General features: G+C 60.2%; 33 protein-coding genes and 2 riboswitches. Of the genes, 14 read left to right on the top strand and 19 right to left on the bottom strand.

Going from position 1 to position 26,740, the window contains the following annotated elements; genetic code table 11:
- Window positions 1-39 precede the first annotated feature (39 nt).
- The 4 genes from AC2GXZ_RS29300 (at window position 40) to AC2GXZ_RS29315 (ending at window position 4,328) form a co-directional block, all read left to right on the top strand.
- On the top strand, window positions 40-903 hold the full coding sequence (locus AC2GXZ_RS29300) for a D-amino-acid transaminase (protein WP_483762791.1): 864 nt from the start codon (window positions 40-42) through the stop codon (window positions 901-903).
- A gap of 107 nt (window positions 904-1,010) precedes the next feature.
- A complete protein-coding gene (gene hfq, locus AC2GXZ_RS29305; protein ID WP_007757453.1) occupies window positions 1,011-1,253 on the top strand; it encodes an RNA chaperone Hfq in 243 nt (80 codons plus the stop codon).
- A 74-nt stretch (window positions 1,254-1,327) separates the two neighbouring features.
- Window positions 1,328-2,668 carry a GTPase HflX gene (gene hflX / locus AC2GXZ_RS29310; protein WP_483762792.1) on the top strand — a complete coding sequence of 447 codons (1,341 nt, stop codon included), beginning with the start codon at window positions 1,328-1,330 and terminating at the stop codon, window positions 2,666-2,668.
- 367 nt (window positions 2,669-3,035) lie between these two features.
- Window positions 3,036-4,328, top strand: coding sequence for an MFS transporter (locus AC2GXZ_RS29315; RefSeq protein WP_483762821.1), 1,293 nt, complete (start codon window positions 3,036-3,038; stop codon window positions 4,326-4,328).
- 29 nt (window positions 4,329-4,357) lie between these two features.
- Here the strand turns inward: AC2GXZ_RS29315 and AC2GXZ_RS29320 are convergent, their stop codons facing one another.
- From AC2GXZ_RS29320 to cysG, 5 genes are all read right to left on the bottom strand, one after another.
- The gene (locus AC2GXZ_RS29320) at window positions 4,358-5,170 is read right to left on the bottom strand and encodes a ferredoxin--NADP reductase (protein ID WP_483762793.1); all 813 of its coding nucleotides are present in this window, start codon (window positions 5,168-5,170) and stop codon (window positions 4,358-4,360) included.
- 148 nt (window positions 5,171-5,318) lie between these two features.
- A complete protein-coding gene (locus AC2GXZ_RS29325) occupies window positions 5,319-5,837 on the bottom strand; it encodes a DUF934 domain-containing protein (protein ID WP_483762794.1) in 519 nt (172 codons plus the stop codon).
- Window positions 5,837-7,510 (bottom strand): nitrite/sulfite reductase, encoded by a 1,674-nt coding sequence (locus tag AC2GXZ_RS29330; protein WP_483762795.1) that lies wholly within the window; start codon window positions 7,508-7,510, stop codon window positions 5,837-5,839. Before AC2GXZ_RS29330 ends, AC2GXZ_RS29325 begins: the two co-directional genes overlap by 1 nt.
- 21 nt (window positions 7,511-7,531) lie before the next feature.
- Window positions 7,532-7,846, bottom strand: coding sequence for a DUF2849 domain-containing protein (locus AC2GXZ_RS29335; RefSeq protein ID WP_483762822.1), 315 nt, complete (start codon window positions 7,844-7,846; stop codon window positions 7,532-7,534).
- A gap of 14 nt (window positions 7,847-7,860) precedes the next feature.
- The gene (gene cysG, locus AC2GXZ_RS29340; RefSeq protein ID WP_483762796.1) at window positions 7,861-9,318 is read right to left on the bottom strand and encodes a siroheme synthase CysG; all 1,458 of its coding nucleotides are present in this window, start codon (window positions 9,316-9,318) and stop codon (window positions 7,861-7,863) included.
- Between the two features lie 235 nt (window positions 9,319-9,553).
- On the opposite strand from cysG, the gene AC2GXZ_RS29345 reads away from it, so the two are divergent.
- Window positions 9,554-10,132, top strand: a complete 579-nt coding sequence (locus AC2GXZ_RS29345; RefSeq protein ID WP_483762797.1) for a deaminase — start codon at window positions 9,554-9,556, stop codon at window positions 10,130-10,132.
- 18 nt (window positions 10,133-10,150) lie between these two features.
- Complete coding sequence (mazG, locus tag AC2GXZ_RS29350; RefSeq protein WP_483762798.1) at window positions 10,151-11,002, top strand: nucleoside triphosphate pyrophosphohydrolase; 852 nt, start codon at window positions 10,151-10,153, stop codon at window positions 11,000-11,002.
- A gap of 30 nt (window positions 11,003-11,032) precedes the next feature.
- On the opposite strand, the gene AC2GXZ_RS29355 is transcribed toward mazG, so the two are convergent.
- The 7 genes from AC2GXZ_RS29355 to gcvT all read right to left on the bottom strand — a co-directional run bounded on the left by AC2GXZ_RS29355 (window position 11,033) and on the right by gcvT (window position 17,266).
- The gene (locus tag AC2GXZ_RS29355) at window positions 11,033-11,290 is read right to left on the bottom strand and encodes a hypothetical protein (RefSeq protein WP_483762799.1); all 258 of its coding nucleotides are present in this window, start codon (window positions 11,288-11,290) and stop codon (window positions 11,033-11,035) included.
- Between the two features lie 213 nt (window positions 11,291-11,503).
- Window positions 11,504-11,734 (bottom strand): hypothetical protein, encoded by a 231-nt coding sequence (locus AC2GXZ_RS29360; protein ID WP_483762823.1) that lies wholly within the window; start codon window positions 11,732-11,734, stop codon window positions 11,504-11,506.
- 109 nt (window positions 11,735-11,843) lie between these two features.
- On the bottom strand, window positions 11,844-12,089 hold the full coding sequence (gene rpsU, locus AC2GXZ_RS29365; RefSeq protein WP_483762800.1) for a 30S ribosomal protein S21: 246 nt from the start codon (window positions 12,087-12,089) through the stop codon (window positions 11,844-11,846).
- A 303-nt stretch (window positions 12,090-12,392) separates the two neighbouring features.
- A complete protein-coding gene (locus tag AC2GXZ_RS29370) occupies window positions 12,393-12,602 on the bottom strand; it encodes a cold-shock protein (RefSeq protein ID WP_132272296.1) in 210 nt (69 codons plus the stop codon).
- A gap of 219 nt (window positions 12,603-12,821) precedes the next feature.
- Window positions 12,822-15,686, bottom strand: a complete 2,865-nt coding sequence (gene gcvP / locus AC2GXZ_RS29375; protein ID WP_483762801.1) for an aminomethyl-transferring glycine dehydrogenase — start codon at window positions 15,684-15,686, stop codon at window positions 12,822-12,824.
- Entirely contained in the window at window positions 15,683-16,045 is a 363-nt protein-coding gene (gcvH, locus tag AC2GXZ_RS29380; protein ID WP_483762802.1) for a glycine cleavage system protein GcvH, read from the bottom strand. The genes gcvP and gcvH overlap by 4 nt, the downstream gene beginning before the upstream one ends.
- Before the next feature lie 72 nt (window positions 16,046-16,117).
- A complete protein-coding gene (gene gcvT / locus AC2GXZ_RS29385) occupies window positions 16,118-17,266 on the bottom strand; it encodes a glycine cleavage system aminomethyltransferase GcvT (RefSeq protein ID WP_483762803.1) in 1,149 nt (382 codons plus the stop codon).
- A 98-nt stretch (window positions 17,267-17,364) separates the two neighbouring features.
- Window positions 17,365-17,445, bottom strand: a riboswitch (glycine riboswitch).
- A riboswitch (glycine riboswitch) is annotated at window positions 17,446-17,532 on the bottom strand.
- Window positions 17,533-17,726: 194 nt separating this feature from the next.
- Here gcvT and AC2GXZ_RS29390 point away from each other — a divergent pair.
- A complete protein-coding gene (locus AC2GXZ_RS29390; RefSeq protein WP_483762804.1) occupies window positions 17,727-18,092 on the top strand; it encodes a hypothetical protein in 366 nt (121 codons plus the stop codon).
- Window positions 18,093-18,166: 74 nt separating this feature from the next.
- On the top strand, window positions 18,167-18,859 hold the full coding sequence (locus tag AC2GXZ_RS29395) for a copper chaperone PCu(A)C (protein WP_483762805.1): 693 nt from the start codon (window positions 18,167-18,169) through the stop codon (window positions 18,857-18,859).
- Window positions 18,860-18,950: 91 nt separating this feature from the next.
- On the opposite strand, the gene AC2GXZ_RS29400 is transcribed toward AC2GXZ_RS29395, so the two are convergent.
- A complete protein-coding gene (locus AC2GXZ_RS29400; protein WP_483762806.1) occupies window positions 18,951-19,229 on the bottom strand; it encodes a hypothetical protein in 279 nt (92 codons plus the stop codon).
- Between the two features lie 115 nt (window positions 19,230-19,344).
- Between AC2GXZ_RS29400 and crcB the strand changes: the two genes are divergently transcribed.
- The 6 genes from crcB to AC2GXZ_RS29430 all read left to right on the top strand — a co-directional run bounded on the left by crcB (window position 19,345) and on the right by AC2GXZ_RS29430 (window position 23,329).
- Entirely contained in the window at window positions 19,345-19,722 is a 378-nt protein-coding gene (gene crcB, locus AC2GXZ_RS29405) for a fluoride efflux transporter CrcB (RefSeq protein ID WP_483762807.1), read from the top strand.
- Window positions 19,723-19,759: 37 nt separating this feature from the next.
- Window positions 19,760-20,749, top strand: coding sequence for an RluA family pseudouridine synthase (locus tag AC2GXZ_RS29410; protein WP_483762808.1), 990 nt, complete (start codon window positions 19,760-19,762; stop codon window positions 20,747-20,749).
- On the top strand, window positions 20,746-21,393 hold the full coding sequence (locus AC2GXZ_RS29415; protein ID WP_483762809.1) for an HAD-IA family hydrolase: 648 nt from the start codon (window positions 20,746-20,748) through the stop codon (window positions 21,391-21,393). The genes AC2GXZ_RS29410 and AC2GXZ_RS29415 overlap by 4 nt, the downstream gene beginning before the upstream one ends.
- Before the next feature lie 81 nt (window positions 21,394-21,474).
- Window positions 21,475-22,266, top strand: coding sequence for an ATP12 family chaperone protein (locus AC2GXZ_RS29420; RefSeq protein ID WP_483762810.1), 792 nt, complete (start codon window positions 21,475-21,477; stop codon window positions 22,264-22,266).
- Window positions 22,267-22,320: 54 nt separating this feature from the next.
- A complete protein-coding gene (locus AC2GXZ_RS29425; RefSeq protein WP_483762811.1) occupies window positions 22,321-22,821 on the top strand; it encodes a hypothetical protein in 501 nt (166 codons plus the stop codon).
- Between the two features lie 115 nt (window positions 22,822-22,936).
- A complete protein-coding gene (locus AC2GXZ_RS29430) occupies window positions 22,937-23,329 on the top strand; it encodes a DoxX family protein (protein ID WP_483762812.1) in 393 nt (130 codons plus the stop codon).
- 54 nt (window positions 23,330-23,383) lie between these two features.
- Here the strand turns inward: AC2GXZ_RS29430 and fghA are convergent, their stop codons facing one another.
- The 6 genes from fghA to AC2GXZ_RS29460 form a co-directional block, all read right to left on the bottom strand.
- Window positions 23,384-24,217: an S-formylglutathione hydrolase gene (gene fghA / locus AC2GXZ_RS29435; RefSeq protein WP_483762813.1), complete on the bottom strand. Its 834-nt coding sequence runs from the start codon at window positions 24,215-24,217 to the stop codon at window positions 23,384-23,386.
- Window positions 24,218-24,245: 28 nt separating this feature from the next.
- Complete coding sequence (locus tag AC2GXZ_RS29440; protein WP_483762814.1) at window positions 24,246-24,917, bottom strand: DUF1345 domain-containing protein; 672 nt, start codon at window positions 24,915-24,917, stop codon at window positions 24,246-24,248.
- A 21-nt stretch (window positions 24,918-24,938) separates the two neighbouring features.
- Window positions 24,939-25,391, bottom strand: coding sequence for a YaiI/YqxD family protein (locus AC2GXZ_RS29445; protein WP_483762815.1), 453 nt, complete (start codon window positions 25,389-25,391; stop codon window positions 24,939-24,941).
- A 45-nt stretch (window positions 25,392-25,436) separates the two neighbouring features.
- On the bottom strand, window positions 25,437-25,625 hold the full coding sequence (locus tag AC2GXZ_RS29450; RefSeq protein WP_483762816.1) for a YegP family protein: 189 nt from the start codon (window positions 25,623-25,625) through the stop codon (window positions 25,437-25,439).
- Window positions 25,626-25,827: 202 nt separating this feature from the next.
- Window positions 25,828-26,109 (bottom strand): BrnT family toxin, encoded by a 282-nt coding sequence (locus tag AC2GXZ_RS29455; protein ID WP_483762817.1) that lies wholly within the window; start codon window positions 26,107-26,109, stop codon window positions 25,828-25,830.
- Between the two features lie 64 nt (window positions 26,110-26,173).
- Entirely contained in the window at window positions 26,174-26,638 is a 465-nt protein-coding gene (locus AC2GXZ_RS29460; protein WP_483762818.1) for a GNAT family N-acetyltransferase, read from the bottom strand.
- Window positions 26,639-26,740: the final 102 nt, after the last annotated feature.

Here is a 26,740-nt window from a genome sequence, read left to right on the forward strand (position 1 = left end):
ATTTTCGTTAGTCCCGGATTGCCGGGTGTGAGTATTTTGATGTCCAGAATTGCCTATGTGAACGGTGCCTATGTCCATCATTTCGATGCCGGGGTGCATGTCGAGGATCGGGGCTTTCAGTTTGCCGACGCCGTTTATGAAGTCTGCGAGGTTCGCCAGGGATTGATCGTCGATCTGACCCGTCATCTGGACCGTCTCGATCGGTCGCTTGCCGAATTGCGGATGGCTTCTCCGATGAGCCGCAATGCCCTGACTGTAGTCATCCGCGAGGTGCTGCGCCGCAATCATGTGCATCACGGGCTATTCTACATGCAGATCAGCCGCGGCGCGGCAAGGCGCGACCATGTTTTTCCGGCGGCTGGAACCGAACCGACGCTGGTGATCACTGCCAAGTCCAGCGATCCATCGGTGGCGCTTCGCAGATATGAGAACGGCATCAAGGTCATCACCGTGCCGGAGAACCGCTGGGACCGGGTGGATATCAAGACTGTCGGTCTGCTGCCCAATGTGCTTGCCAAGCAGCAGGCCAAGGATGCCGGCGCGCAGGATGCGATCTATATCGATCGCAACGGCATGGTCATGGAAGGGGCCTCGGCCAATGTCTGGATCGTTGCCGCCGACGGCACGCTCATAACACGTCCGGCCGAACACGGTATTCTGCGCGGCATTACCCGCACGACGCTTCTCGATGTCGCAGCCTCGCTCAAGGTGGCGTTTGCAGAACGGGAATTTACCAGGGACGAGATGCTGGCCGCCCGTGAGGTGTTCTTCACCTCGGCGACCGGCATCTGCACTCCAATCGTTTCAATCGACGGAAAGACGATCGCCAACGGTCATCCGGGCAGTGTCGCATCGAATATTCGCGACGCCTTTTTCGAGATTGCGGAAAAGACGACGATTTGATAACCAGAGTTTTGGGGGAAGGGAAACACGGGGCGTTTCCCAATCATCTCTTATCACTTGAGATCATTATCCCGGCACATGCCGGCAAGAAAGAAAGAAGCGGCGCTATGGCGGAACGTTCTCAGAACCTGCAGGATTTATTTCTCAACACAGTTCGCAAGCAGAAGATCTCCCTGACAATATTCCTCATCAACGGGGTAAAGCTCACGGGTGTCGTCACCTCCTTCGACAATTTCTGCGTCCTTCTTCGTCGTGACGGGCACTCCCAGCTCGTGTACAAGCATGCCATCTCCACCATCATGCCGGGCCAGCCGATGCAGATGTTCGAGACCGAAGAAAACGCAGCTTAAGGACAAAGACAGTTTCTACCAGAGATACGTCTAACGAATCACTCGTCCCGGAAGCCGAAAAGCACCGGGACGACATGCGCGCCGTGGTCATCGTGCCGGTGCTCAAGCAGACGCGTGCCCGCAGCGGGCAGGGCGACACATCTGCGACGCCTGCACCGCAGCGCTCAAGCGAGGCACGGCTCGAAGAGGCGGCAGGCCTTGCCCGCGCCATCGATCTCGACATCGCCGAAGGGCTGATCGTTCCGGTCAACCAGCCGCGTCCTGCCACCTTGATGGGGACAGGCAAGATCGAGGAGATCAAAGATCTTCTCGACGAGCGCGATGCCGGTCTCGTCATCGTCGATCATCCGCTGACGCCGGTACAGCAACGCAATCTGGAAAAGGCATGGGGTGCGAAGGTCATCGACCGCACCGGCCTGATCCTCGAAATCTTCGGCCGCCGGGCTTCTACAAAAGAAGGCACGCTGCAGGTCGATCTCGCCCATCTCAACTACCAGAAGGGCCGGCTTGTGAGGTCCTGGACCCACCTTGAACGCCAGCGCGGTGGTGCAGGCTTCATGGGGGGGCCGGGTGAAACCCAGATCGAAGCCGACCGTCGGCAGCTGCAGGACAAGATCATCAAGCTCGAGCGCGAGCTGGAACAGGTCGTGCGCACCCGCCAGCTTCACCGCGCCAAGCGCCGCAAGGTGCCGCATCCGATCGTGGCTTTGGTCGGTTACACCAATGCTGGCAAATCGACGCTTTTCAACCGCATCACCGGTGCGGGCGTGCTGGCCGAAGACATGCTGTTTGCGACGCTCGACCCGACGCTTCGGCGGATGAAGTTGCCGCATGGCCGCACCGTCATTCTGTCCGATACGGTCGGCTTCATTTCCGACCTGCCAACCCATCTGGTTGCCGCCTTTCGCGCGACGCTGGAAGAGGTGCTGGAAGCCGATCTGATCCTGCATGTGCGCGACATGTCCGACCCGGACAATGCCGCCCAGTCGCATGACGTTTTGCGCATTCTCGCCGATCTCGGCATCGACGAGAAGGAAAGCTCCGAGCGCATCATCGAAGTGTGGAACAAGATCGACCGGCTCGACCCGGAAACGCATGACGCGCTGGCCGAACGGGCCAAGGGCCGCACCAATATCATGGCGCTTTCGGCGGTCACCGGCGAAGGCCTCGATCCGCTGATGGACGAGATCGCCAAGCGGCTGTCGGGTGTGTTGACCGAAACCTCGATCACCATTCCCGCGACCAAGCTGGCGCTGGTCTCCTGGGTTTACAGCAACTCGATCGTCGATGGCCGCGCCGACAACGAGGACGGTTCTGTGACGCTCGAGGTGCGCATGTCGGAGGCCCAGGCCACCGAACTCGACCGTCGGCTCGGCCACGGGCCGAAGCGCGAGAAGGAAGACTGGGAGCGGTAGGCGGCGTGGTGGAGGCGATCCCCTCACCAACAAAATCTAAGACTTAGCTGACGCTAAGATCTTGATTTTGTAACCTCTCCCACAAGGGGAGAGGCAAGGCGCCGAGGGTGCGGCAATGTCATCTCTCCCCTTGTGGGAGAGAAAGCAATTTCGAAATCTTAGCCGAAGGCTAAGTTTCAGAAATTGCCAGTGAGGGGATCGACGCTCACCGCAGCCTGTCCCTCCGATCCTCTCTCCCAAACATCGCAAACAACACCATCACAGATGCCGGCGATCGATTCCGTGGCAGGAGAAACGTTCGCGCAACCAAAATCCCGTCTGCGCATTGTGGCTGCGCATTTTCGCGCCAGGTCCGCAGTTCATGTCCATGACAGACGTTTCCTCCTCCAGATCTCCGGGTGGCCAGCCGCTTGGCAAGGTGCCGCCGCGGATCGTCTCAGACCGGTCGCTGGCGGCGCTCTGCGTGCTCAACTTTTTTCTCGCCGATGCGCGGGACGGGCTTGGTCCGTTCCTTGATGCGTTTCTTGCCACGCGCGGCTGGTCGTCTCTGTCGCTTGGACTGATCGCCACGGTCGGCGGTCTGATCGGACTGGTGGCTACGCCGCTTTGTGGCGCGCTGGTGGATGGAACGCCATGGAAACGGGCGCTGATCGCCGGACCCGTCGTGCTCGTCACGGTGGCTGCCCTGATCACGCTGCTGTCGCCCGAACCGGCGGTCGTCTGGATCGGGCAGATCGGTACGGCGGTGGTCGGCGCCGTCATCGGGCCGGCTCTGGCAGGGCTGACGCTCGGGCTTGTTGGGGAAAGGCTGTTTTCCCAGCAGATCGCCCGCAATGAGTTCTGGAATCACACCGGCAATTTTGCATCGTTATTTGCGGTGTTTGTGGTCATCTCGCTGTTCGGTCAGCTGGGCATGATCTGGCTGATGATCGCCACCGCCTTCGGCGCGCTCGCCGCCGTCGCGTTTATCGATCCAGCCCGTATCGACCACAAGGTCGCGCGTGGCCTTCAGCCGGACAGAAACACGGTCGAAGCCGATACCACCAAGGCGCCTTCTGGCCTCGATGTGCTGTTGAAAAGCCGTGGCCTGATCCTGCTCGCGCTGATCCTCATGATCTTCCATTTCGGCAACGCACCGATGAGCCGGCTGATCGCCCAGCAGTTCGCGATCGAACTCGGCACGCCGTTTCGCACGACGGCGATCATTACCGGCATCGCCCAGCTTTCCATGGTTGCCGTGGCGGTCGCGACGCCGTTTTTGATCCGCCGCATCGGGCTGGCCGCGACGCTTGCGATCGGTCTGGCGGCTTTGCCGATACGCGGGCTGATCGCCGGCAGTTTCGACGGGTTCTGGGTGGTGTGGCCGGTGCAGATCCTGGATGGAGCAGGTGCGGGCCTTCTCGGCATCGTCACGCCGGTTGCGGTGGAGCGCATTCTGAAGGGAAGCGGGCGGTTCAATATCGGTTTTGCCAGCGTGATGACCGTGCAGGGCATCGGTGCGTCACTCAGCAATGTGGTGGCCGGTTGGCTTGTCAGCAAGGGTGGTTATGCGCTGTCGCATCTGGTCGGCGGTGGGGTGGCCGTTATCGCACTCGTGGTCTTCGTGATCTACCGGAACGAGATTGCCCCGAGCGCGGACAAGGGTCGTGTCGCGGACTAGGGGCAATGCCCCAGCCCGCTATGGAGCAATCAGCCGACGAAAGCCCGTTCAATCACGAACTCGCTCGGCTTGTTGTTGGCACCTTCGGTGAGGCCGGCCTTTTCGAGCAGTTCCTTCGTGTCCTTCAGCATGGCGGCCGAGCCGCAGATCATGCCGCGGTCGACTGCCGGGTCGAGAGGAGGAACGCCGAGGTCTGCAAACATCTTGCCGTTTTCGATCAGGTCGGTGATGCGGCCCTGATAGGGGTAATCCTCGCGAGTGACGGTCGAGTAGAGCTTCAGCTTGTCACCGACCAGTTCGGAGAGGAATTCGTGGTTCCTGATCTCCTCGATCAGGTCCTGGCCGTATTTCAGCTCCGAGACTTCGCGGCAGGTATGGGTGAGGATGACTTCCTCGAATTTTTCATAGGTCTCCGGGTCGCGGATGAGGCTCGCAAACGGTGCGATGCCGGTGCCGGTCGAGAACATGTAGAGACGCTTGCCGGGCGTGAGTGCATCGAGCACCAGCGTGCCGGTCGGCTTCTTGCGCATCAGCACCGTGTCGCCCGGCTTGATCTTCTGCAGATGCGAGGTGAGCGGTCCGTCCGGCACCTTGATCGAGAAAAACTCGAGCTCTTCATCCCAGGAGGGGCTGGCGATCGAATAGGCACGGTAGATCGGCTTTTCGCCGACCATCAGGCCGATCATGGCGAATTCGCCGGAGCGGAAACGATACCCTGCCGGCCTGGTCATCCGAAAACGGAACAGCCGGTCGGTATAATGCTGCACATCCAGCACCTTCTCGGCATAAACCCCATCGGGGATCTTTACGGCAAAGTCTTCGTTTTTCGCAGGAGCGTTCATCGCGATCGGTCTTCCAGTCGTTCTGTTGCGTCAGCGAGATATACTATCAAGCAGCGCTTTTGAAGGCATCCCCGCCCATTGTCGCGGAAAGCTTAAAAAATATGTGCGGGAAAGTCACCTTTAACTCTCCCGCAATTTCGGGAATCTCTCAGGCGGTGACGGAGCGCCGCCGCCAGCTGTAACCGTCGCCTTTTTCCGCATGTTGCGCGGTCGGCTGGTAATGCACGGCGATGCCGGGCAGTCGGCCTTCGGCCAACCGCTTCAAGGCCGTCGCATTGGTGACGGCAAAGCTGTCCATGCCACAACGCAGCATCAGCGGTACCTGGTCGATCAGCACATCGCCGACGCCACGCAGCTCGTTCCTGTAGGCAAGCCGGTCGCGCAGAAGCGAGGCGTGGCTGAAGGCGCGGCCGTCGTTGAAGGCGGGGAAATCCACCGCCACCAACTCGATGCGGTAGAGATAGGGTTCAAGCGTCATCACGTCGTCGGCCGGGCGGATCAAAACGCCGAGGCCGATATCGTTGCTGGCTTCGGCCCGTTCGATGAACTGCTCGAGCGGCAGAAGCACCTTCTGATCACCCTCGGCCTTCACCTCGTCCGTTTCGATGATCCACGGATCGTTTTCGACGAAGCCGGTCTCTCTCCAGATTTTTGCGTTCCCAGCCATCACGCAGCCTCCGCCTTGGCGTCACCATAAAGTGCTTCCTTGAAGGGTTGCGGTCCGACACGGCGATAGGCAGCGAGGAAGGTCTCTTCCCGGCTTTCGCGAAGGCCGAGATAGGTGTCGACGATCGTCTCGATCGCATCGGTCACCTTGGACGGCTCGAAACCGCGGCCGATGATTTCGCCGATCGAGGTGTTTTCGTCGCCGGAACCGCCGAGCGTGATCTGGTAGAGTTCGGCACCCTTCTTCTCGACACCCAGAAGGCCGATATGGCCAACATGGTGGTGGCCGCAGGCATTGATGCAGCCGGAGATTTTTATCTTGAGCTCACCAATCTCGGCCTGTCTTTCAGCGGCGCCGAAGCGTGTAGAAATCTCCTGGGCTACCGGGATCGAACGGGCGTTAGCGAGCGCGCAATAGTCCAGGCCGGGACAGGCAATGATATCGGTGATTAGGTTGGAATTGGCGGTCTCCAGCCCGTGTGCGGTCAATGCCCGGTAGAGCGGCTCGAGGTCTGCCAGCGCCACATGCGGGAAGATGACGTTCTGCTCGTGGCTGATGCGGATCTCGTCATGGCCGAATTCCTCGGCCAGATCGGCGATCACATCCATCTGCACGTCGGACGCATCGCCCGGAATGCCGCCGATCGGTTTGAGCGAAATCGTCACCATGCCGTAATCGGGGTGTTTGTGCGGCTGGACATTCTGGCTGACCCAGCGGCCAAAGGCCTCGTCCTGCTTTTTCCAGGCGGCCAACTGCGCCCAGCCTTCGGCGCGGGCGGGCAAAGCAGGCGGGGCGAAATAGGCGGTAATCGCCGCCACATCCTGCGCTGGCAGCTTCAGCTCGGTTTCACGCAGATGGGCGAATTCCTCCTCCACCTGACGGGTCAGTTCCTCGACGCCGGTTTCGTGGACGAGGATCTTGATGCGGGCCTTGTATTTGTTGTCGCGCCGGCCGTGCAGGTTATACACGCGCATCACGGCGGTGATGTAGGAGAGCAGGTCGCCCTCGGGCAGGAAATCGTTGATCTTCTTGGCAATCAGCGGCGTGCGGCCCTGGCCGCCGCCGACATAAACGGCAAAACCGATCTCACCCTTGTCGTTCTTCTTCAGATGAAGACCGATATCGTGGACCTGGATGGCTGCACGGTCGCGCTCTGCGCCGGTAACGGCGATCTTGAACTTGCGCGGCAGGAAGGAAAACTCCGGGTGGACCGAGGACCATTGGCGCAGGATTTCGGCGTAGGGGCGGGGATCGGCAACCTCATCGGCAGCAGCGCCGGCAAAATGGTCGGCGGTGACGTTTCTGATGCAATTGCCAGACGTCTGCAGCGCATGCATCTCGACGCTTGCGAGTTCCGCCAGGATATCCGGCGTGTCCGACAGTTTCGGCCAGTTGTACTGGATGTTCTGACGGGTGGTGAAGTGGCCATAACCGCGGTCATATTTGCGGGCGATATGGGCGAGCATGCGCATCTGCTTCGCATTCAGCGTGCCATAGGGAATGGCGACGCGCAGCATATAGGCATGAAGCTGCAGATAGACGCCGTTCATCAGGCGCAGCGGCTTGAACGCGTCCTCGGCAAGTTCGCCGGAAAGGCGGCGCTCGACCTGATCGCGGAACTGTTCCACGCGGCTGGACACGAAGGCATGGTCGAATTCATCGTAACGATACATGGGATCCCAGAACTTTCGGTATCAGACTGCGATAAAGGCGGCGTCGGCTTTGCCGTAACCGGTGGCATAATCCATGGTCGGGCCAGCGGCCCGGATGCGCTCGCGAAGGCGGGTCGGCCAAAGCTTGCCGTTGACTTCCTCGACATCGATGACGGCAACGTCGACCACCTTGTTGTCGGCGAAATCGCGCTTGCCGATCGCTTCCAGCGAGGCAATCGCTTCCGCATGGCGGGCAACCAGCGCATCCTGCAGGGTTTCCGTCCAATGGCCGGCGGCATCCAGCCACACGGCGATGCCATCGGACAGGCGGTTGGCCGTCAAAACCTTATCTGCCAGAACCTTGTCTGCCATCAGTTCGTCCTCATGTCTTGAGCCAGTTCGCGTTGGTCGCGGGGTTGCGACCTTGCCGCGGAAAGTGGCTCGGATTTGTCGAAATTCGCACCGGCGACGGCCTCGCCGATGATCACCATGACCGGGCCATCGAGATCGTCGCGGCTTTCCAGCTGCGGCAGTTCGCCGAGCACGCCATGGAAAAGCCGGCGGTCGGCACGGCTGGCATTTTCGATCACGGCAACCGTCGTATCGGGGCTGAGGCCAGCGCCCATCAGGCGCTCGGAGACCGAGGCTGCGACCGTGCGGCCCATATAAACGGCGATCGTGGCGCCCGAGATGGCAAGGCTTGCCCAGTCGGGCAGGACCTTGCCGGTTAGGTCATGGCCGGTGGTGAAGATCAGCGACGAGGCGACGCCACGCAGCGTCAGCGGCAGGTCGAAATCGGCGGCGGCGGCAAAGGCGGAAGTGATGCCGGGCACGATCTCGTAGGCGATTCCTGCATCACGCAAAGCCGCCATCTCCTCGCCGGCACGGCCGTAGACCAGCGGATCGCCGCTTTTCAGCCGCACGACGCGTTTGCCCTGACGACCGAGATCGACCAGAAGACGGTTGATCTCGTCCTGGCTCTTGGAATGACAGTTCTTGCGTTTGCCGACCGACAGCCGCTCGGCATCGCGGCGGCCCATATCGACGATCGCCTGCGGCACGAGCGCATCGTAGACGATCGCATCGGCTTCCATCAGCACGCGCTGGGCACGCAGCGTCAGAAGATCCTCTGCGCCGGGACCGGCGCCGACCAGCCAGATTTTTCCCTCGGCCTGGCCGGAGGTGGAAAGCAGGGCATTGGCGGCGCGGCGGGCGGAGGCCGGGTCGTTGGCATCGATCGCATCCGCCACGTCACCGGAAAAGAACCGGCGCCAGAAGATGCGGCGTGACACGCCGCGCGGCACCAGCCGTTCCGCCGCATCGCGATAATCGGCGGCAAGGCTTGCGAGCCTTCCAAGCGACGGCGACAGCATCTGGTCGATGCGGGCGCGGATCATCTGGGCCAGAACCGGGCCGGCGCCTTCGGTGCCGATGGCGATGGCAACCGGGGCACGGTTGACGAGGGCAGGCGTGAAGAAGTCGCAGAAATCCGGCTGATCGACTGCATTTGCCGGGATCTTTTCAGCTCGGGCCGCAGTGGCGATACGTTGATCCTGCGCCCGGTCGCCGGTCGCGGCAAAAACGAGCGTGGCGCCTTTCACCTGTTCGGCGGAGAAGTCCTCGCGGATTGGTTCTATGCCCTGGCCGGCGAGCCATTTCGCATAATCCGGCTCGGGAGCGGGCGCATAAGCGAAAATTTCGGCATCGGTATTGGCCAGAAGCCGCGCCTTGGCATAGGCCTCGTCACCATTGCCGAAGATTGCTACAGTTTTTCCCCGCACGCGAAAAAACGCCGGGAAGGCCGACAGACGTTGATGGCTTGAAGACATGCGGTTATCCTGAAACATATGGTGGAAATATCCACAATCTGCCGCGCGATTTGAAGAAATGGATATGCGAAGTGCATTGCACGCGGGTATTTCTGTTTCACGATCAACCGGTTCTTGAGCAAAAGCCACCGCAGGCGATATTTCTCTAGTATTCCAGTAGATTAAACGGTTTTGCTTCGGTCAGCCGATCAAAGGCCACAAACAACCTAGACATCCAAGCCAGAGAAGCCCTTCCATGACACTTGCCGCCCGCCTTCTGAACGTCATCGAACACGATATCCTGCCGCTGACCGAGCAGGGTGTTGCCGCCGGCAACAAGGTGTTCGGAGCGGCGATCCTGAAGAAGTCCGACCTGTCGCTGGTGATTGCCGAGACCAATAACGAGCTGGAGAATCCGCTGTGGCATGGCGAGGTTCACACGCTCAAGCGGTTCTATGAAAAGACTTCAGGACTTTCCACCAAGGACCTGATTTTCCTGTCGACGCACGAACCCTGCACCATGTGCATGTCGGCGATCACCTGGGCCGGTTTCGACAATTTCTATTCCTTCTTCAGTCATGAGGATTCGCGCGATGCGTTTGCCATTCCGCACGATCTGAAGATCCTGAAAGAGGTGTTCGGGCTGGAGCCTGGCGGTTATCGTCGGTCGAACGCATTCTGGAATTCCTTCTTCATTGCCGATCTGGTCGAGACGGAAGAAGAGCCGCTGCGGCAGGATCTGAAAGATCAGACGGCGCGGATCAAGGCCGGCTATCAGCGCCTGTCGGACAGCTATCAGTCCGGCAAGGGCGACAATGACATTCCGCTCAACTGAGCGCCAAGGACATTCAGCATGGAAGCTTCAAAGGATATTTCGCGCCTGATCGAGATCATGGCGGCGCTGCGCACGCCCGTGACCGGCTGCCCCTGGGATCTGGAGCAGGATTTCGCGTCGATCAAGCCCTATACGATCGAGGAGGCCTATGAGGTGGCCGATGCGATCGAACGCAGCGACATGGATGATCTCTGCGAGGAACTCGGCGACCTCTTGCTGCAGGTCGTGTTTCACGCCCGTCTTGCCGAAGAGACCGGCGAGTTCGCCTTCGGCGACGTGGTCGAGGCCGTGACGAGGAAAATGATCCGCCGCCATCCGCATGTCTTCGCCAGATCCGATGCCGATACGCCGGAAGCGGTCAAGCTCCAATGGGATGCGATCAAGGAACAGGAGAAGCGCGAGAGAGCCGAGCGGCGTGCCGCAAGAGCCCGTGCGTCAGGTTCGAAGGTTGCCGAGGATTCCAAGGCTGGCTTTCTCGGTAGCGTTCACCGGGCGCAACCGGCGCTGACGGAGGCGCTTAAGCTGCAGGAGCGAGCGGCGAAAGTCGGTTTCGACTGGTCCGCACCCGAGCCGATCCTCGACAAGATCGAGGAGGAAGTGGCTGAGCTGCGCGAGGCACTTGCCTCGGGCAAAGCTGACAAAGTGGCCGATGAGCTCGGCGACCTGATCTTTGCCGTGGTCAATATCGGTCGGCATGTGAAGGCCGATCCGGAAATGGCGCTGCGCGGCACCAATACGAAATTCCGCCGGCGATTCGGCCATATCGAGGCTGAACTTTACGCGGCGGGTGAAACGCTTGACGCAGCAACACTGGAGCGGATGGAAGATCTCTGGCAGGCAGCGAAAAAGATCGAGCGACAGCTCGACTGAGCGTCGTCTTTCGCCGGCGTCAGGCCTTGGTCAGGCGGCGGCGAGTTCCCGCATCAGGCGCTTGAGTTCCATCGATTCGGGCAGAGATTGCGGCGGGTCTGATTTGATCAGATTGCGGTCGCCGAGTTCGAACTGATACCAGTTCACCAGACCGGCGGCGATCGCCTGTGCCTGATCGCTGTCTGGCGCGACACTGTTTTCCTCGCACCAGGCTTCGAGAAACCGGCGCAGAAGCTCGAGATCATCCGACCCGAGCACGATGTTTGACGAAGCATTTTCCCGAAACATTTCTGTCCTCACGCGCAAACCATCATCCCCGCAGGCCGGTCTTCGGCAGCTGAAAACGGGAAGCGGCGGGTGTCTCGCATGTCATGACACCCATGGACTGCATCGGAAATTTCCGGATGCAATCGGCCTTGGGTGGATAACGCGAAAGGCGCCAAATGGTTCAAATGTGACGATAAAAACGTGAGTGGGCTTGGCCGGCGAGTGCGTGGGCTGCTACTTGGCAGCAACCTTGCGGGTACGCTTTTTCGGCTCGGGTTCGGCGGACGCTTTTGCTGCGGCCTCTTCCTGCTGGGCAAGACGCATGGCCCGCAGCTTTTCGGTTTTCTTGTCGCGCGCAACGATCTCGGCGTCGAGAATATCCCGAACGACGGAGTTGGTTTGTTCGGCCTTGGCCTGTGCGGACATCTTTTCCGGCTTGAAGAATTGGTCTTTGGTCGCGGTCACTTCACTCATCCTCTCATCCATCCTCCCCCTGGATGTTTCAGGTTGCTGCTCGGCAGACGGCGTGCTCAGTCGCACGCTGTCCACCTGGCCGCGTCGCAGATATCGCGCCTTAGCGGGCGCGAGCTACGATGACTTTCTTCTTCGGTGCCGGCAGCAGGCCTTCGCGCTGCATCTGCTTGCGGGCCAGCTTGCGGGCGCGGCGAATGGCGTCGGCCTTTTCGCGAGCGCGCTTTTCAGACGGCTTTTCGTAAGCGCTGCGAGCCTTCATTTCGCGGAACACGCCTTCGCGCTGCAGCTTCTTCTTGAGCACGCGCAGTGCCTGTTCGACGTTGTTATCTCTGACGAGTACTTGCAAAAAGGTCTCCTTCGGTGCGCGCGCTGCACTGGGCCGGACCTAGCCGATTATCGGCGGGCAGGCGTCCGTTGCGGAGGCACGTGTCGTGGCCTGACGGACAGGCCGGTTCAAGATCGGTGATCATGGCTGCGCAATTGCCTGGCGCAAGACCCTGACGTTTCAGGGGCAATACACCAGTGGAGCATGCGTATCAATCACGGTAGATGCTAAAAAAACAAAAGGTCGGGAAAGATCCCGACCTTCCTTGGTGGTCAATGCCAGTCACATCCGCCTGAAGGCAGTCATGTGCGGCGATGACAGAAGTTAAGCAGCCTGCAGGTTGTCGGCCGAGCTCTTGCCCGAACGCTTGTCCTGAACGATTTCGTAGCTGATCTTCTGACCGTCGTTGAGGGTGCGCAGACCAGCGCGCTCAACTGCAGAGATGTGAACGAAAACGTCCTGGCCGCCGTTGTCAGGCTGGATGAAGCCGAAGCCCTTGGTGCTGTTGAACCACTTAACTGTTCCAGTGTTCATAACGATTTCCTTTCAATCGCTTGTAGGTTACCGACGCGATGGCCGGCGGTAGATCGACGATGAGAGAAAATCAGAAAGCGCCTATAGGCCGCGGACGAGTCGCTAGCAAAGTTCGATTGGTGTTAAAATAAACAATAATTTCGCCAAGGCAAGAGCAAGACGAAAATATTGGAAAGGCCACCCAAGGGCAGCCTTTCCAATGGTTTGCGTGCGAAGGTGCTATTCAGCGGCCTCGGCATAATCCTCCAGCGGAGGGCAGGTGCAGAGCAGATTGCGGTCGCCATAGACATTGTCGACGCGGTTGACCGGCGACCAGTATTTGTCCACCCGGAAGGCGCCCGGCGGGTAGCAGGCCTGTTCGCGCGAGTAAGGACGATCCCATTCGCCGACGAGGTCTTCCACCGTATGGGGGGCGTTCTTCAGCGGGTTGTTGGTCTTGTCCATGCGGCCATCCTCGATGGCGCGGGCTTCCTCGCGGATCGCCAGCATCGCCTCGCAGAAACGGTCGAGTTCGGCTTTGGTTTCCGATTCGGTCGGCTCGATCATCAGCGTGCCTGCGACCGGCCAGCTCATTGTCGGGGCGTGGAAACCGCAATCGATCAGGCGCTTGGCCACATCGTCGACGCTGACGCCGGCAGAGACGTTGAGCGGGCGGGTGTCGATGATGCATTCATGCGCCACGCGACCGGCCTCCGACTTGTAAAGCACGTCGTAGGCACCCTTCAGGCGGGCGGCGATATAGTTGGCATTGAGGATCGCCACCTTGGTTGCCTGCGTCAAGCCTTCGCCACCCATCATCAGGCAGTAGGACCAGGAGATCGGCAGGATCGACGGCGAACCGAACGGGGCTGCCGACACTGCACCATCGCGACCGTCATATTCCGGATGGCCCGGCAGATAGGCGGCCAGATGTGCCTTGACGCCGATCGGGCCCATGCCGGGACCGCCGCCGCCATGCGGGATGCAGAAGGTCTTGTGCAGGTTGAGGTGGCTGACGTCGGAACCGATGTCGCCAGGGCGGGACAAGCCGACCATGGCGTTCATGTTGGCACCGTCGAGATAGACCTGGCCACCATGCTTGTGGGTGATCTCGCAGATTTCCTTCGCCGTCTCCTCGAACACGCCGTGGGTCGATGGGTAGGTGATCATGCAGGCCGAGAGATTGGCTGCGTATTGCTCAGCCTTGGCGCGGAAATCTTCCAGGTCGATATCGCCATTGTCACGCACCTTGACGACCACGACCTTCATGCCGACCATCTGGGCGGATGCCGGGTTGGTGCCATGGGCGGAGGTCGGGATGAGGCAGACGTCGCGATGCGCGTCGCCATTGGCGATGTGGTAGTTGCGGATGGTCAAAAGGCCCGCATATTCCCCTTGCGCGCCGGAATTCGGCTGCATGGAGAAGGCGTCGTATCCGGTGACCTGGCAGAGCTTGTCCGACAGATCGTCGATCATCTCCTTGTATCCGAGCGCCTGATTGGCCGGCACGAAGGGATGGATGTCGGAAAATTCCGGCCAGGTGATCGGCAGCATTTCGGCTGTTGCATTGAGTTTCATCGTGCAGGAACCGAGCGGGATCATCGCCCGGTCGAGCGCCAGATCGCGGTCCGACAAGCGGCGGATGTAGCGGGTCATCTCGCTTTCGGCGCGGTTCATGTGGAAGATCGGATGGGTCATGTAATCCGATTTTCTCAAGAGCGACTTCGGCAGTCGGTATTCGACCTCGAAATCGGAGACCTTGAACTCACCGCCAAAGGCGCGCCAGACGGCCTCCAGTGTCACCGGCCGGGTACGCTCGTCGAGCGACATGCCGATCTTCGTTTCACCGACCTTGCGCAGGTTGACACCTTCGGCGACGGCTGCCCGCAGGATCAGGCCCTGCATGTGGCCGACGTCTACGGTGATCGTGTCGAAGAAGGTGTCCTGTTCGATCGTGTAGCCGAGCTTTTCGAGGCCCTTGGCCATCAGTACGGCCTTCTTGTGGACGGCCTGGGCGATCGCCTTCAGCCCCTGCGGGCCGTGGAAGACGCCATACATCGAGGCCATGACGGCGAGCAGGACCTGCGCGGTGCAAATGTTCGACGTCGCCTTTTCGCGGCGGATATGCTGCTCGCGGGTCTGCAGCGACAGGCGGTAAGCACGGTTGCCGCGGGCATCGACCGAGACGCCGACCAGACGGCCGGGCATGGCGCGCTTATGGGCGTCCTTGACGGCCATATAGGCGGCGTGCGGGCCACCGTAACCGACCGGAACACCGAAACGCTGCGAGGAACCGATGGCGATATCGGCACCCATCTCACCCGGAGACTTGAGCAGCGTCAGGGCCAGAAGATCGGCGGCAACGGCTGCCACCGCACCGGTCTGGTGCAGGCGGGAAATCAGGCCGGTGAAATCACGGACTTCGCCATGGGTGCCGGGATACTGGAAGATCGCACCGAAAACGTCGACCGGATCGAGATCGGTCATCGGGTCGCCGATGACGACGGTCCAGCCGAGCGGGGCTGCACGGGTCTCGATCAGCGCGATCGTCTGCGGGTGGCAGGCCTTGTCGACAAAGAAAGCGGTCGCCTTCGATTTTGCCTGACGCTGGCAGAGCGCCATGGCTTCGGCAGCGGCAGTCGCTTCGTCGAGCAGCGAGGCATTGGCGACGTCGAGGCCGGTCAAATCCGAGATCATCGTCTGGAAGTTCAACAGCGCCTCGAGACGGCCCTGGGAAATTTCCGGTTGGTAAGGCGTGTAGGCCGTATACCAGGCTGGGTTTTCGAGGATGTTACGCTGGATGACCGGCGGCGTGATGGTGCCGTAATAACCCTGGCCGATCAGCGTGGTCAGGACCTTGTTCTTGTTGGCGGTCTCACGCAGCTTGTCGAGCGCTTCGCGTTCGGAAAGTGCTGCACCCCAGGCGAGCGGCGTCTGCTGGCGGATGGAGGCGGGAACGGTGGCGTCGATCAGGCCGTCGAGCGACTTGTAACCGATGACCTTCAGCATGTCGGTCATCTCGGCCGGCGAGGGGCCGATATGACGCCGATTGGCGAAGTCATAGGGATTGTAGTCGGTGAAATGGAAATCGGTGTTGTCGGTCATCCGATCAGGTCCTTATAGGCTGCTTCGTCCATCAGGCCGTCAATGTCGGAGACATTCTTCAGCTTCAGCTTGAAGAACCAGGCGGCGCCCTGCGGGTCGGAATTGACCAGCGACGGATCATCAACGATCGCCTGGTTGACTTCGGTAACTTCGCCATCGAGCGGCGAATAGACATCCGAAGCAGCCTTGACGCTTTCGACGGTGGCGGCATTGCCGTCCTTGGTGAGCTCGCTGCCGACTTCCGGCAGTTCAACGAAAACGAGGTCGCCGAGCTGGTCGGCAGCGTGGGCGGTGATGCCGACGGTTGCGACATCGCCCTCAAGCTTCAGCCATTCGTGTTCAGCGGTAAATTTCAACATGGAGAGGTCCTCTCTGGAAGGGTGTTGGTTGTTGTTCTTGTGCGGGGATAGGTCCGGCACGACCATCATGGATTATCGCTTGTATGTCGGCGTGATGAACGGCAGTGCGGCGACCGTCATGGGCAGATATTTGCCACGCACTTCGGCGTAGACCTGCGTGCCCGGGGTGGCATGCGAGGTTGGCAGGTAGCCCATGGCGACCGGGCCTTCGACCGACGGTCCGAATGTGCCGGAGGTGACTTCGCCGATTTCGGTCGTGCCTTCCGGATCCGCATAAAGTTTTGCATGCGAGCGTACCGGTGCCTTGCCTTCCGGCTTCAGACCGACGCGGCGGCGGGTGGTGCCGTTTGCGAGTTCACCGAGGATCCGATCTGCGCCCGGAAAGCCGCCTTCGCGATCGCCTCCGGCCTTGCGGGCCTTCTGCAGCGCCCATTCGAGAGAGGCCTCGATCGGCGATGTGGTCGTGTCGATGTCGTTTCCGTAGAGACACAAGCCGGCTTCGAGACGCAGGGAATCCCGCGCGCCGAGGCCGATCGCTTCGCAATCGGGATGTCCGAGCAGCGCATTGGCGATTTCTTCGGCCTTGTCTGCCGGGATCGAGATCTCGAAACCGTCCTCGCCGGAATAACCGGAACGGGAGATGATGCAGGGTACGTCGTGCAACGGCACTTCACGCACGTCCATGAACTTCATGTCCGAAACGCCGGCCCAGAGTTCGGCCAGCACCGCTTGGGCACGCGGGCCCTGCAGGGCAACCAGCGCACGGTCGTCGAGCAGGTCCACGTCGCAGGCTTCAAGATTCTCCCTCATGTGGGCGAGGTCGGTATCCTTGCAAGCGGCGTTGACAACGACGAGCAGATGATCGCCGCGATTGGTGATCATCAGGTCGTCGAGGATGCAGCCGTTCTTATCGGTGAAGAAACCATAACGTTGGCGACCTTCCTTGAGGCCGAGAATATCGACCGGCACCAGCTTTTCGAGCGCAAGTGCGGCATCGGCGTAAGCGCCGGACTTCGCCTTCACGATCACCTGGCCCATATGGGAGACGTCGAACAGGCCGGCAGACGTGCGGGTGTGGATGTGCTCCTTCATCACGCCGAGCGGATATTGCACAGGCATGTCGTAGCCGGCGAAAGGAACCATCTTGGCGCCGAGCGACAGATGCAATGCATGCAGCGGGGTGATCTTGAGAACAGTCTGGTCGTTGGTCTGGTCACCCAATGGGGACGCCTCCAGGTTTGGCCCGCCCGATCAACAAATCAGGTCGCATGCCGGCTCAGATTTGGACGCGCCAAATACGAATATTTGCGCGTCGGTTTCGAGCCCCCTCTGTCCTTTTCGCCTGAGATTGTTATCCCTTCGGCGAGCCCCTTGCGGTGCTTCTCTCCAGAGTTCCTGTAGCTTTCCCGTGGTCCTTTTGCCTGAGAGTTTCCGGGGCGGTTGCTCCTTCGGCACCGCATCAAAGCGGCTTCTCCCAACGGGTTCGGCGCTCATTATCGTTGAGGCATGTCGTTTGGCAAGACCTCAATGTCGAAACCAGCACGATTTCTGTCGCATTGCAGCTGGCGGTTGATCTGGCTCAAGGACAGGATCCGGCGGCGATATACTCGCGGAGTGCTTTGTGTCGGGGCCGGATTTCGGATAAGCATTTTTCTCCACGGGAGGCGGGCGATTGAGAGGCATGCGGCACAGATCGGGCATCACGGCGCAATTCATCTGTATCGTTATCCTGTCGCTGGTCGGCGGGGCTGCCCAGCCAGCTTATGCTTTCCCATCCGCCGGTGCCTTCGACGAGGCATATCGGCTGCCGGACGGCAGGTTCTCCGACATCTGTTCCGAGGACGGGCAGCATGAAAGGCAGATGCCGGCGCAACATTGCGATCAATGTCTTGCCGCCGGGCTGGTCGCGCTTCCATCACCGGGTCACGATACATGGCTGCCTGATCGCATCTGGCATGTCGTCATGTTGCCCCTCGTCTGTTCGCAACGGACGGAAACGCTGTCCATCGATCGGGCGACGTCGCGCGGTCCTCCGGTCGCAGTCTGATTATCCATTTTCGATATCGACGATTGGCGGGAAGCGCGAACGGCTGGTTATGCCGTCACCGCATGGAGACAGACATGAAGATCAAGACGATAAGCATGCTTGCCGGGTTTTGTATGGTCGCGGGATTTCAGCAGGGACAGGCATATGCGAGCTTCGCCGCCCCGTCTGTTGCATCTGGGAAGGCGACTACAGTCTTGCTGCAGGTGCCGCGGCCCGAGCCCGGCTGGCGGATCGATATCAGCAGGACCGGCAATAGCCGATATCTTCTGGAAAACCCGGTGCCGACCGTGCTGGTCGCGGACGCTAAGGGGCAGGGCGGTCATGATCATGGTGCCATGCCTATGGGAACCGATGCCGGCATGACCGGCATGGCCAAGGCCGGAGATATCGCTGTCGAAGGCGCTTATGCCCGTGCGATGTTGCCGGGCCAACCGGTCGGTGGCGGTTATCTCATCATCCGGAATGCCGGTTCTGCCGATGATCGGCTCGTTTCTGCTGCGTCTCCAGTCGCCGGTGGCGTCGAGATCCACGAGATGGCAATGCAGGGCGAGACGATGAAGATGCGCAAGCTCGACGGCGGTGTCGAGGTGCCGGCCGGACAGATGGTGGAACTCAAGCCGGGCGGACTGCATCTGATGTTCACGAAGGTGAAGGCGCCGTTCAAGGCCGGTGATACAGTGGCGTTGACGCTGACATTCGAGAAGGCCGGAACCATTGAGGTGACACTTCCCGTCAATGCCATCGGTGCCCCGGCAAAACAGGACTGACCGGCAGAGGTTTTCGAAACTGTCGAGACGGCGGGGACGGCAGCGCGAAAACGCTGCCGTTCAGGAAGGTTCGATCCGTAGACGGGAAATGTCAGTCTTCGAGATCGCGATAGGCTGCCTGCACTTCGCGCAGGGAATAATGCTGCTGGGGTTGTTTGCCGGTGGTGGTAACGTCGATGCCAACCTTGGTCGCCGGTATCATCTCGTGGATGGCATCCGGCTCGCCGACGTTTTCACGGGCCTTGGCGTTGCGCTCGGCGTCCGCCTTGACATCGGCGACCTGATCCTTCACCGAAATACGGCGTGGCGTACGCATGGCTTCGATATTCAAGGCCGCCATATTTGCTGTAATGGTCACGATCTGGGTCATTTGCCTCACCTTCGATCTTCCACCCTTACGGGAAAGCGTATTCTCCGATGCTTAACTCAAATCACTGCATTTTAATGATGTGTGGTTTTGTATCCTGCAGTCAAGGGTTGAATGAATGCTGAATATCCTGCTCGCTGCCGCTGGAGGGGCGATCGGTTCCGTGCTTCGTTATCTGGTGGGGGTGTTTTCCGTCCGCTGGTTCGGGCCAAGCTTCCCATGGGGCACGCTGACCGTGAATGTGGTCGGCTCGTTTGTCATCGGCCTGATGGTCGAAGTGATCGCCCGGCGTCTCAATGCGTCGGCCGAAATGCGGGTGTTCATCGTTACCGGCATCATCGGCGGGTTCACGACGTGGTCTTCGTTCACGCTCGACACGATGGTACTCATGGAGCGCGGCGCCACCTTCGCTGCCGCCGCCTATGTGATCGGCAGTCTGGTGATCTCTTTCGCGGCGGTCTTTGGCGGGCTGGCGCTCGGGCGGGCAATGCTCTAAAGAGCGGCGCTCAAGAAGAAATTAAGAAAGAGCGTTGATGGCAGGCATCGAGCATATCCGCGTCGAAGCGGACGAGGCAGGCATGCGCCTCGACCGTTGGTTCAAGATCCATTATCCGGGTCTTGGCTTCGGCCCGCTGCAGAAATTGTTGCGCTCGGGGCAGGTGCGGGTCGATGGCGGTCGGGTGAAATCCGATACGCGCGTCGAACAGGGCCAGACCGTACGCGTGCCGCCCATGGATACCGATGCCAAGAAGGGTCCGATCGCCAGCAAGGACCTGAAGCATGCCGGCGATTACGAACTCCTGCAGCGCATGGTGCTGCATGAGGATGACAAGGTGATCGTCCTCAACAAGCCGGCCGGGCTCGCCGTGCAGGGCGGTTCGGGCGTCACCCGCCATATCGACCAGATGCTCGATGCATGGGTCAGCCCCAAGGGCGAAAAGCCGCGTCTCGTCCATCGCCTCGACCGCGACACGTCCGGCGTGCTGGTGATTGCCCGCACCCGCGGTGCTGCGCAGAAGCTGACGGCGGCATTTCGCGAGCGCGACACCAAGAAGACCTACTGGTCTCTGGTGAAGGGCGTGCCACGCAAGCGCGAGGACAAGCTTTCCTCCTGGCTGGTCAAGGAACAGACGGCGGATGGCGAACGGATGCGGATCGCCAGGCATGGCGAGGAGGGCGCCGACCACGCGATCTCCTACTACCGCGTTCTCGAGACGGCGGCGCAGGCGCTGGCCTGGCTGGAGATGGAGCCCTATACCGGCCGGACCCATCAGCTTCGCGTTCATGCGCTTTCGATCGGCCATCCGATCATCGGCGATCCGAAATATTACGACGACGACGTCAACTGGCCATTCCCAGGCGGCATCCAGAAGAAGCTGCATTTGCATGCCCGTCGTATCGACATTCCGCATCCGTCCGGCGGGCGGTTGCGTGTCACGGCGCCATTGCCGCCGCACATGGTGCAAAGCTGGAACCTGCTCGGGTTCGACATGGAAAACGGCGCAAGGGACGATGACGAATGAAGCTGGTTCTTTTCGATTGCGACGGCACGCTGGTCGATAGCGCTGGCCTGATCCATGAAACCATGCGGCGGACGTTCATCCATTTCGGTAAGCCGGAGCCGACATTCGCAGACACAAAGGCGATCATCGGGCTGACGCTCGATATCGCAATCGCGCGGATGCAGGGCAAACAGCATGCCGGCCAGGAAGAGGTCGAGATGATGGCCTATTACAAATCGCTGTTTTCGGTCGTCCGCAACGATCTCGATTTTCGCGAGCCGCTGTTTGACGGTATCGGCGAGTTGATGGAGACGCTTGGAACGCGCGACGAGATCCTGATCGGTGCGGTCACCGGCAAATCTCGACGCGGTCTCGATCTGGTGACCGAGACGCATGGTTTCAAATTCATCGCCTCGCGCACGGCCGACGACTGCCCGTCCAAGCCGCATCCTGCGATGGTGAGCGAATGCTGCGACGAGACCGGCATGCTGCCTGCCGACACGATTGTCATCGGTGATGCGATCTACGACATGCAGATGGCCAAGGCCGCCGGCGCCACCGCAATCGGCGTCGCCTGGGGGTATGCTTCGGTTGCCGAACTGCAGGAAGCCGGTGCCGATGTGATCGTCAGGCACCCGAGCGAGATACTGGCCCATATCGGCTGAGAGCCATGTCGGCCAATGCCCATACCGGCAAGGGCCGATATCGGCAAAGACCCATATCGGTAAAGACTAGGACCAATTGCGATGCGTGAACTCTTTCCCGATCCATCCGAGGCGATGAGCCACCCGGATCCGACACGGCGGGCACAGATCCAGATGCAGAAGCCGCTGCCGAAGCGTTTCTACAAAGAGGTTTCTGTGGTCGAAGGCGAGGGCGGTCATGGCGTCCATCTGGATGGCCGGCCGGTCAAGACGCCGGCCAAGAATGCGCTCGCTGCCCCGACAGTCCGGCTCGCGGAATTGTTGCGCGACGAATGGGCGAACCAGGTCGAGGTGATCGATCCACGCACCATGCCGGTGACCCGTCTCGTCAATACGGCAATCGATGGCGTTGCCGTCGAGGCGCAGGCGGTCTTCGAGGACATCCTGCGGTTTGCGACGGGAGACATGCTCTTCTATCGGGCGGAAAGCCCCGAAAACCTCGTCAACCGCCAAAGAGAGCAGTGGGATCCGATCGTCGACTGGGCTGCCAATGAACACGGCGCGCGTTTCGAGCTGATCGAAGGGGTGATGCCGAAGGAGCAGCCGAGGGAGGCGACGCTTGCGGTTTCCGCCATCTTGCGCAAATACGACACACCGATCGAACTTGCCGTGCTGCATACGATCACCACGCTGACGGGTTCGGCGCTGCTGGCGCTCGCCTTTGCCGAAGATCATCTTGCTGCCGAAGACGCCTGGCGCCTTGCCCATCTGGAAGAGGACTGGACGAGCGAGCATTGGGGCAGCGATGCCGAAGCCGAACAAAGGCGCGAGAAGCGGCATGAGGAATTCCAGGCCGCGGTGGCGGTTTTCGAAGCGCTGAAGCCTCAGGTTTAAGGCTTCCCTAACCCTAACTGCGCATCATGCAGGTCCGTTGTTCCGGATGTCTGCATGTCTTTCCGTCTGTACCGCCTCGCTGTTGTTCCCTTGACCGTGCTGACGCTTGCGGGCTTCCGCATGCCGGTCGACGGCCACATGTCGGAACGGCTGCTTTATGACGTGCGGGGTGCCTTCGTGACGGCGCAGCCCGAGGTTTCCCGCGATCTCATCACCCGCACAGATCTTCTGATCGATACCGCAATCCGGGCGACCACCCGCTCGATCATGCTGCCGCGGACGATCCTGACGGTCAGGATCGGCGAGGCGAGGCCGTCGACCATTCTTTTCGGTTATCGGTACAGTGCAACGGTGACGGTCAAGGCGATTTCCGTCGGCTCGGGAGAGCCGGTGGCGGAAGGTTCGTTCGAGGAGACTTCGCTTGCTTTCGGCGAGCAGGGCGCTGTCGATTCGCTGGCCGAGAAGATCGCTGCACGGGTTGCCAACGAATTCCGCCTCGCCAATCCGCACAGAGGGGCCATCCTGACGGCGCTGGTCGAAGGCGGCAGGCCTTAGAACAGAGGCTATCCGCCGACTTTCAAATATTCACGATCAATGCCATAGAATTGATTTCTGGCAAGGCGGTATCCCGACTATCGCTGCGCTGCAACATTCATACGGGGACACACCTATGGCACTATTCGATCGTTTGGCCGCCTACCGGGACTACGGCCTGGCAGCCTTGAGAATCATAACCGGCCTGCTTTTTCTCGAGCATGGCATGATGAAACTTTTCTCCTTTCCTGCACCGCAGGGCGGAGATCACCTGTCGCCTCTGCTTCTGACGGCGGCGCTTCTGGAATTTGTCGGCGGCATCCTGATCACCGTCGGCTTCCTGACCCGTCCGGTCGCCTTCATCCTGTCGGGCCAGATGGCGGTCGCTTACTTCATGGCGCATGCCTCGAAGGGCTTCTGGCCAGCGCTGAACGGTGGCGAAGCCGCCATCATGTTCACCTTCATCTTCCTCTATCTGTTCTTTGCCGGCGCTGGTGCGTTTTCGGTCGATAACCGCAAGAAGATCTAAGGTCGCATCAACCGAAGCCGGTGACCATCATCACCGGCTTCGGGCATTCTCCGCTCAGCCGAGACGTTCCGCGTGCCAACGCAGGTGGTCGTCCATGAAGCTTGAGATGAAATAGTAGGAATGGTCGTAGCGCTCGTGCATCCTGAGCGTCAGGCCGATATCCGTGCCTTTCACCGCCTCCTCGAACAGCCAGGGGCGCAGGCCGTTTTCGAGAAAACTGTCCGCCTTGCCCTGATCGATCAGGAATTCGGGGAAACGCGCGCCATCTTCGACCAGCGCACAGGCATCGTACTGGCGCCATGCCGCCTTGTCGGCGCCCAGATATTTTTCAAATGCCGGAGCCGACCAATCCGCCGTCGAGGGCTCGACGATCGGCGCGAAAGCCGAGCAGCTCTTGAACCGCTCGGGGTTTTTCAGCGCGATTGTCATGGCCCCATGGCCGCCCATCGAATGGCCGAAAATGCCCTGTCGGTCCATGTCGACGCGGAACTGCTGGCTGACGAGGTTCGGCAGTTCCTCCGTGATGTAGCTATACATCCGGTAATTATCGGCCCAGGGTTTTTCGGTGGCGTCGAGATAGAACCCCGCACCCTTGCCCATCTGCCAGTTGGTCAGTTCGTCCGGCACGTCGTTGCCGCGCGGGCTGACATCCGGGCAGACGATGATCAGGCCGAGTTCTGCGGCCAGACGGCGGTATTCGCCCTTTTCCATCACATTGGCATGGGTGCAAGTGAGGCCTGAGAGATACCAGAGGACCGGACGCGGCTCGGCGATTGCCTGCGGAGGAACGAAGACAGCGAAGGTCATCTCGCATTTGCAGGCGTCCGAATCATGGGCGAACACACCCTGCATGCCGCCAAAGGCCGTATTCTGGGAGAGGATCTTCATGGTGTTGTCCTTTCGGGCTTGCCGCTTTTCAGGTCGCCAGCGAGACGACGGCGTTGACTGCTGCGGCTACCAGCACGGTGTTGAAAAAGAAAGACACGACCGAATGCAGAAGATTGATTTTGCGCATCTCGGTGGTGGTGATGCCGACATCGGAAGTCTGCGCGGTCATGCCGATGACGTAACCGAAATAAAGAAAGTCCCAGGCGCCCGGACGATCCGTTTGCGGAAAATCCATCCCGCCGAGCGATTTGCCATCATCCTTTTCGCCGGGGCGCCAGTAGAGATGGGCGTAATGCAGCGAAAACATCGTGTGGATGGAGAACCAGCCGAGAATGACGGCGGCAAACCCCACCGCGACATCGAGCAGGCCTGAAGGCTGCTTATTGTTCAGCGCCTCAAACAGCGTGACGAGTGCCGCGACTGCGGCGAGCAGGGTGACGGCGAGGATGATCGGGGCGGGCTCGTCGGTGTTCTGGCCGCTCGCTTCCAGCTTGTCGGCATCGAGATGGCGGATACGCCAGCCGATCATGGAGAGATAAACGACGAAGAAGACGATTGCGGTCAGGGCCGCCGCCAGTTTCGGCAATACCGCGATCAGAACGGGCAGGGCCACAAGCGCGGCGATTGCCGCGGCGAAAAATGGCCCATGGCGGTGACGACGCCAGTGCCGTTTGCCATTGCCGCCGTCAGCCTTCGCCATTGTTCATCTCATTCAATCTGCTCAGCCTGCGGACTTTGCCCTGCGGCACAGTCTATCCAGGGTTTCGAGAAATGCCGAACGGTCGCGTGGCGAGAAGGCGGCGTTATACCCTTTGCTCTCGCCCGTCTCGCGCAGATGCGCGCCGAGATCGCGCATCGCGGTTGCCATGCCGATATTGGTCTTGTCGAACAGGCGTCCGGTCGGACCGGTGACCAGGGCGCCCGTTGCCACGCAGCGCCCGGCAAGCGGCACGTCGGCGGTGACGACGATATCTCCAGTCGTTGCGCGTTCGGCGATCCAGTCGTCGGCGGCATCGAAGGCACCCGAGACGATGACATTTTTCACCATCGGATCGCGGGAAGGGCGCAGGCCCGAATTGGCGACAAATGTCACCTCGAGGTCGTGGCGTTCCGCGACCTTGAGGATCTCCGGCTTGACCGGACATGCATCGGCATCAACATAGATCAACGGCATCCGCCTTCCTGCGTATTCAAATCGGCAAAAAGGCGGATTAGCACATCAGACTGTCGCTGTCGTCTGATCGTCGACTGCGGCGCCGGGGGCGTTCTTCTTGATGGATTCGATGGCAGCAATCGCCGATGCCTTGGCCGCATAACCTTCCGAGGAGAACATGTTCTGGCCATTCGAGGCCTTGAAGCGAAAACGGTATTCGCCGGCCTTGTCCTTGTAGACTTCAAATTTGTACATGGTGTTTTCCTCTCTTGGCTGCCCATCACGGATGATAGATCGGGATGGAGGAAAAGCAAGCGTAGAGGAGGAAGGCGAGACATCCTTCGATGCTGTATTTCTGGAATCGATAACTCTGCTGTTTGTCCAAAAATCGTCGTCCAGGTCGGGGATATCCGACGTGTCGATAGCAGAGTCCGGCAGGGCCGCGATGGCCGTGTCGTCAAGTTCTTCCGAGAATCGCTTTGGCATATCGTTCTCTTTCGGGTCTTTTGGCTGGCCGAGCAGAGATGATGCGGATTTTTCCATTTCTGTCGGTATGGGCAACAACAATAATGATGGCAGAGTCAATTGATCCGATGCTTATCTGCCGAACTTCACCATAATCAAACCGGTTGTCGATCGATGTAACAACCGGGCCATCGAATATCCGAGCTGCCTTCTCAAAGCTCAGGCCGTGTTTGCCGATGTTGCTGGTGTTCTTGTCGTCATCCCATTCGAACATCGGTTGCTGCACCCATATGTGGATACAACCGAAGCGCTATTCAAATGGCCTGTCAATGAGTTTGTCAGGCCGTCGCCGGCCTGACCATATCCACATGCGGAATATCGTCTTCGAGGTATTCATCCGACGTGCGCTCGAAGCCGAGCGAGCCGTAGAATTTCTGCAGATGCGCCTGGGCGGATATCTCGATTTCCTCGCCGGGATAGAGCTTTTCACACTCGGCGATCGCCTCGCGCATCAACGCTTCACCGAGACGTTTTCCACGATGGTTCGGCGAAACGGTGACACGGCCGATGCGGGGCAGGACATCCGGCGTCGGGCGCCAGAGGCGGGCGCAGGCGATCAGGTCGTCGCCCTCCAGAAGGCGCAGATGCATGCAGTCTGCATCATTGCCGTCGAGCTCTGGATAGGGGCATTCCTGCTCGACGACGAAGACGTCGACGCGCATTTTCAGCATAGCGTAAAGATCGCGTGCGGAGAACTCGTCGAGCCCCCGCACGTCGACCGTATAACTTTGGGCGGTGGTCAATAGACCACCACGCCACGGATCGATTCACCCTTGTGCATCAGGTCGAAGCCCTTGTTGATGTCGTCGAGCGGCATGGTGTGGGTGATCATCGGATCGATCTGG

The organism is Aliirhizobium sp. YIM B11859 (assembly GCF_057163345.1).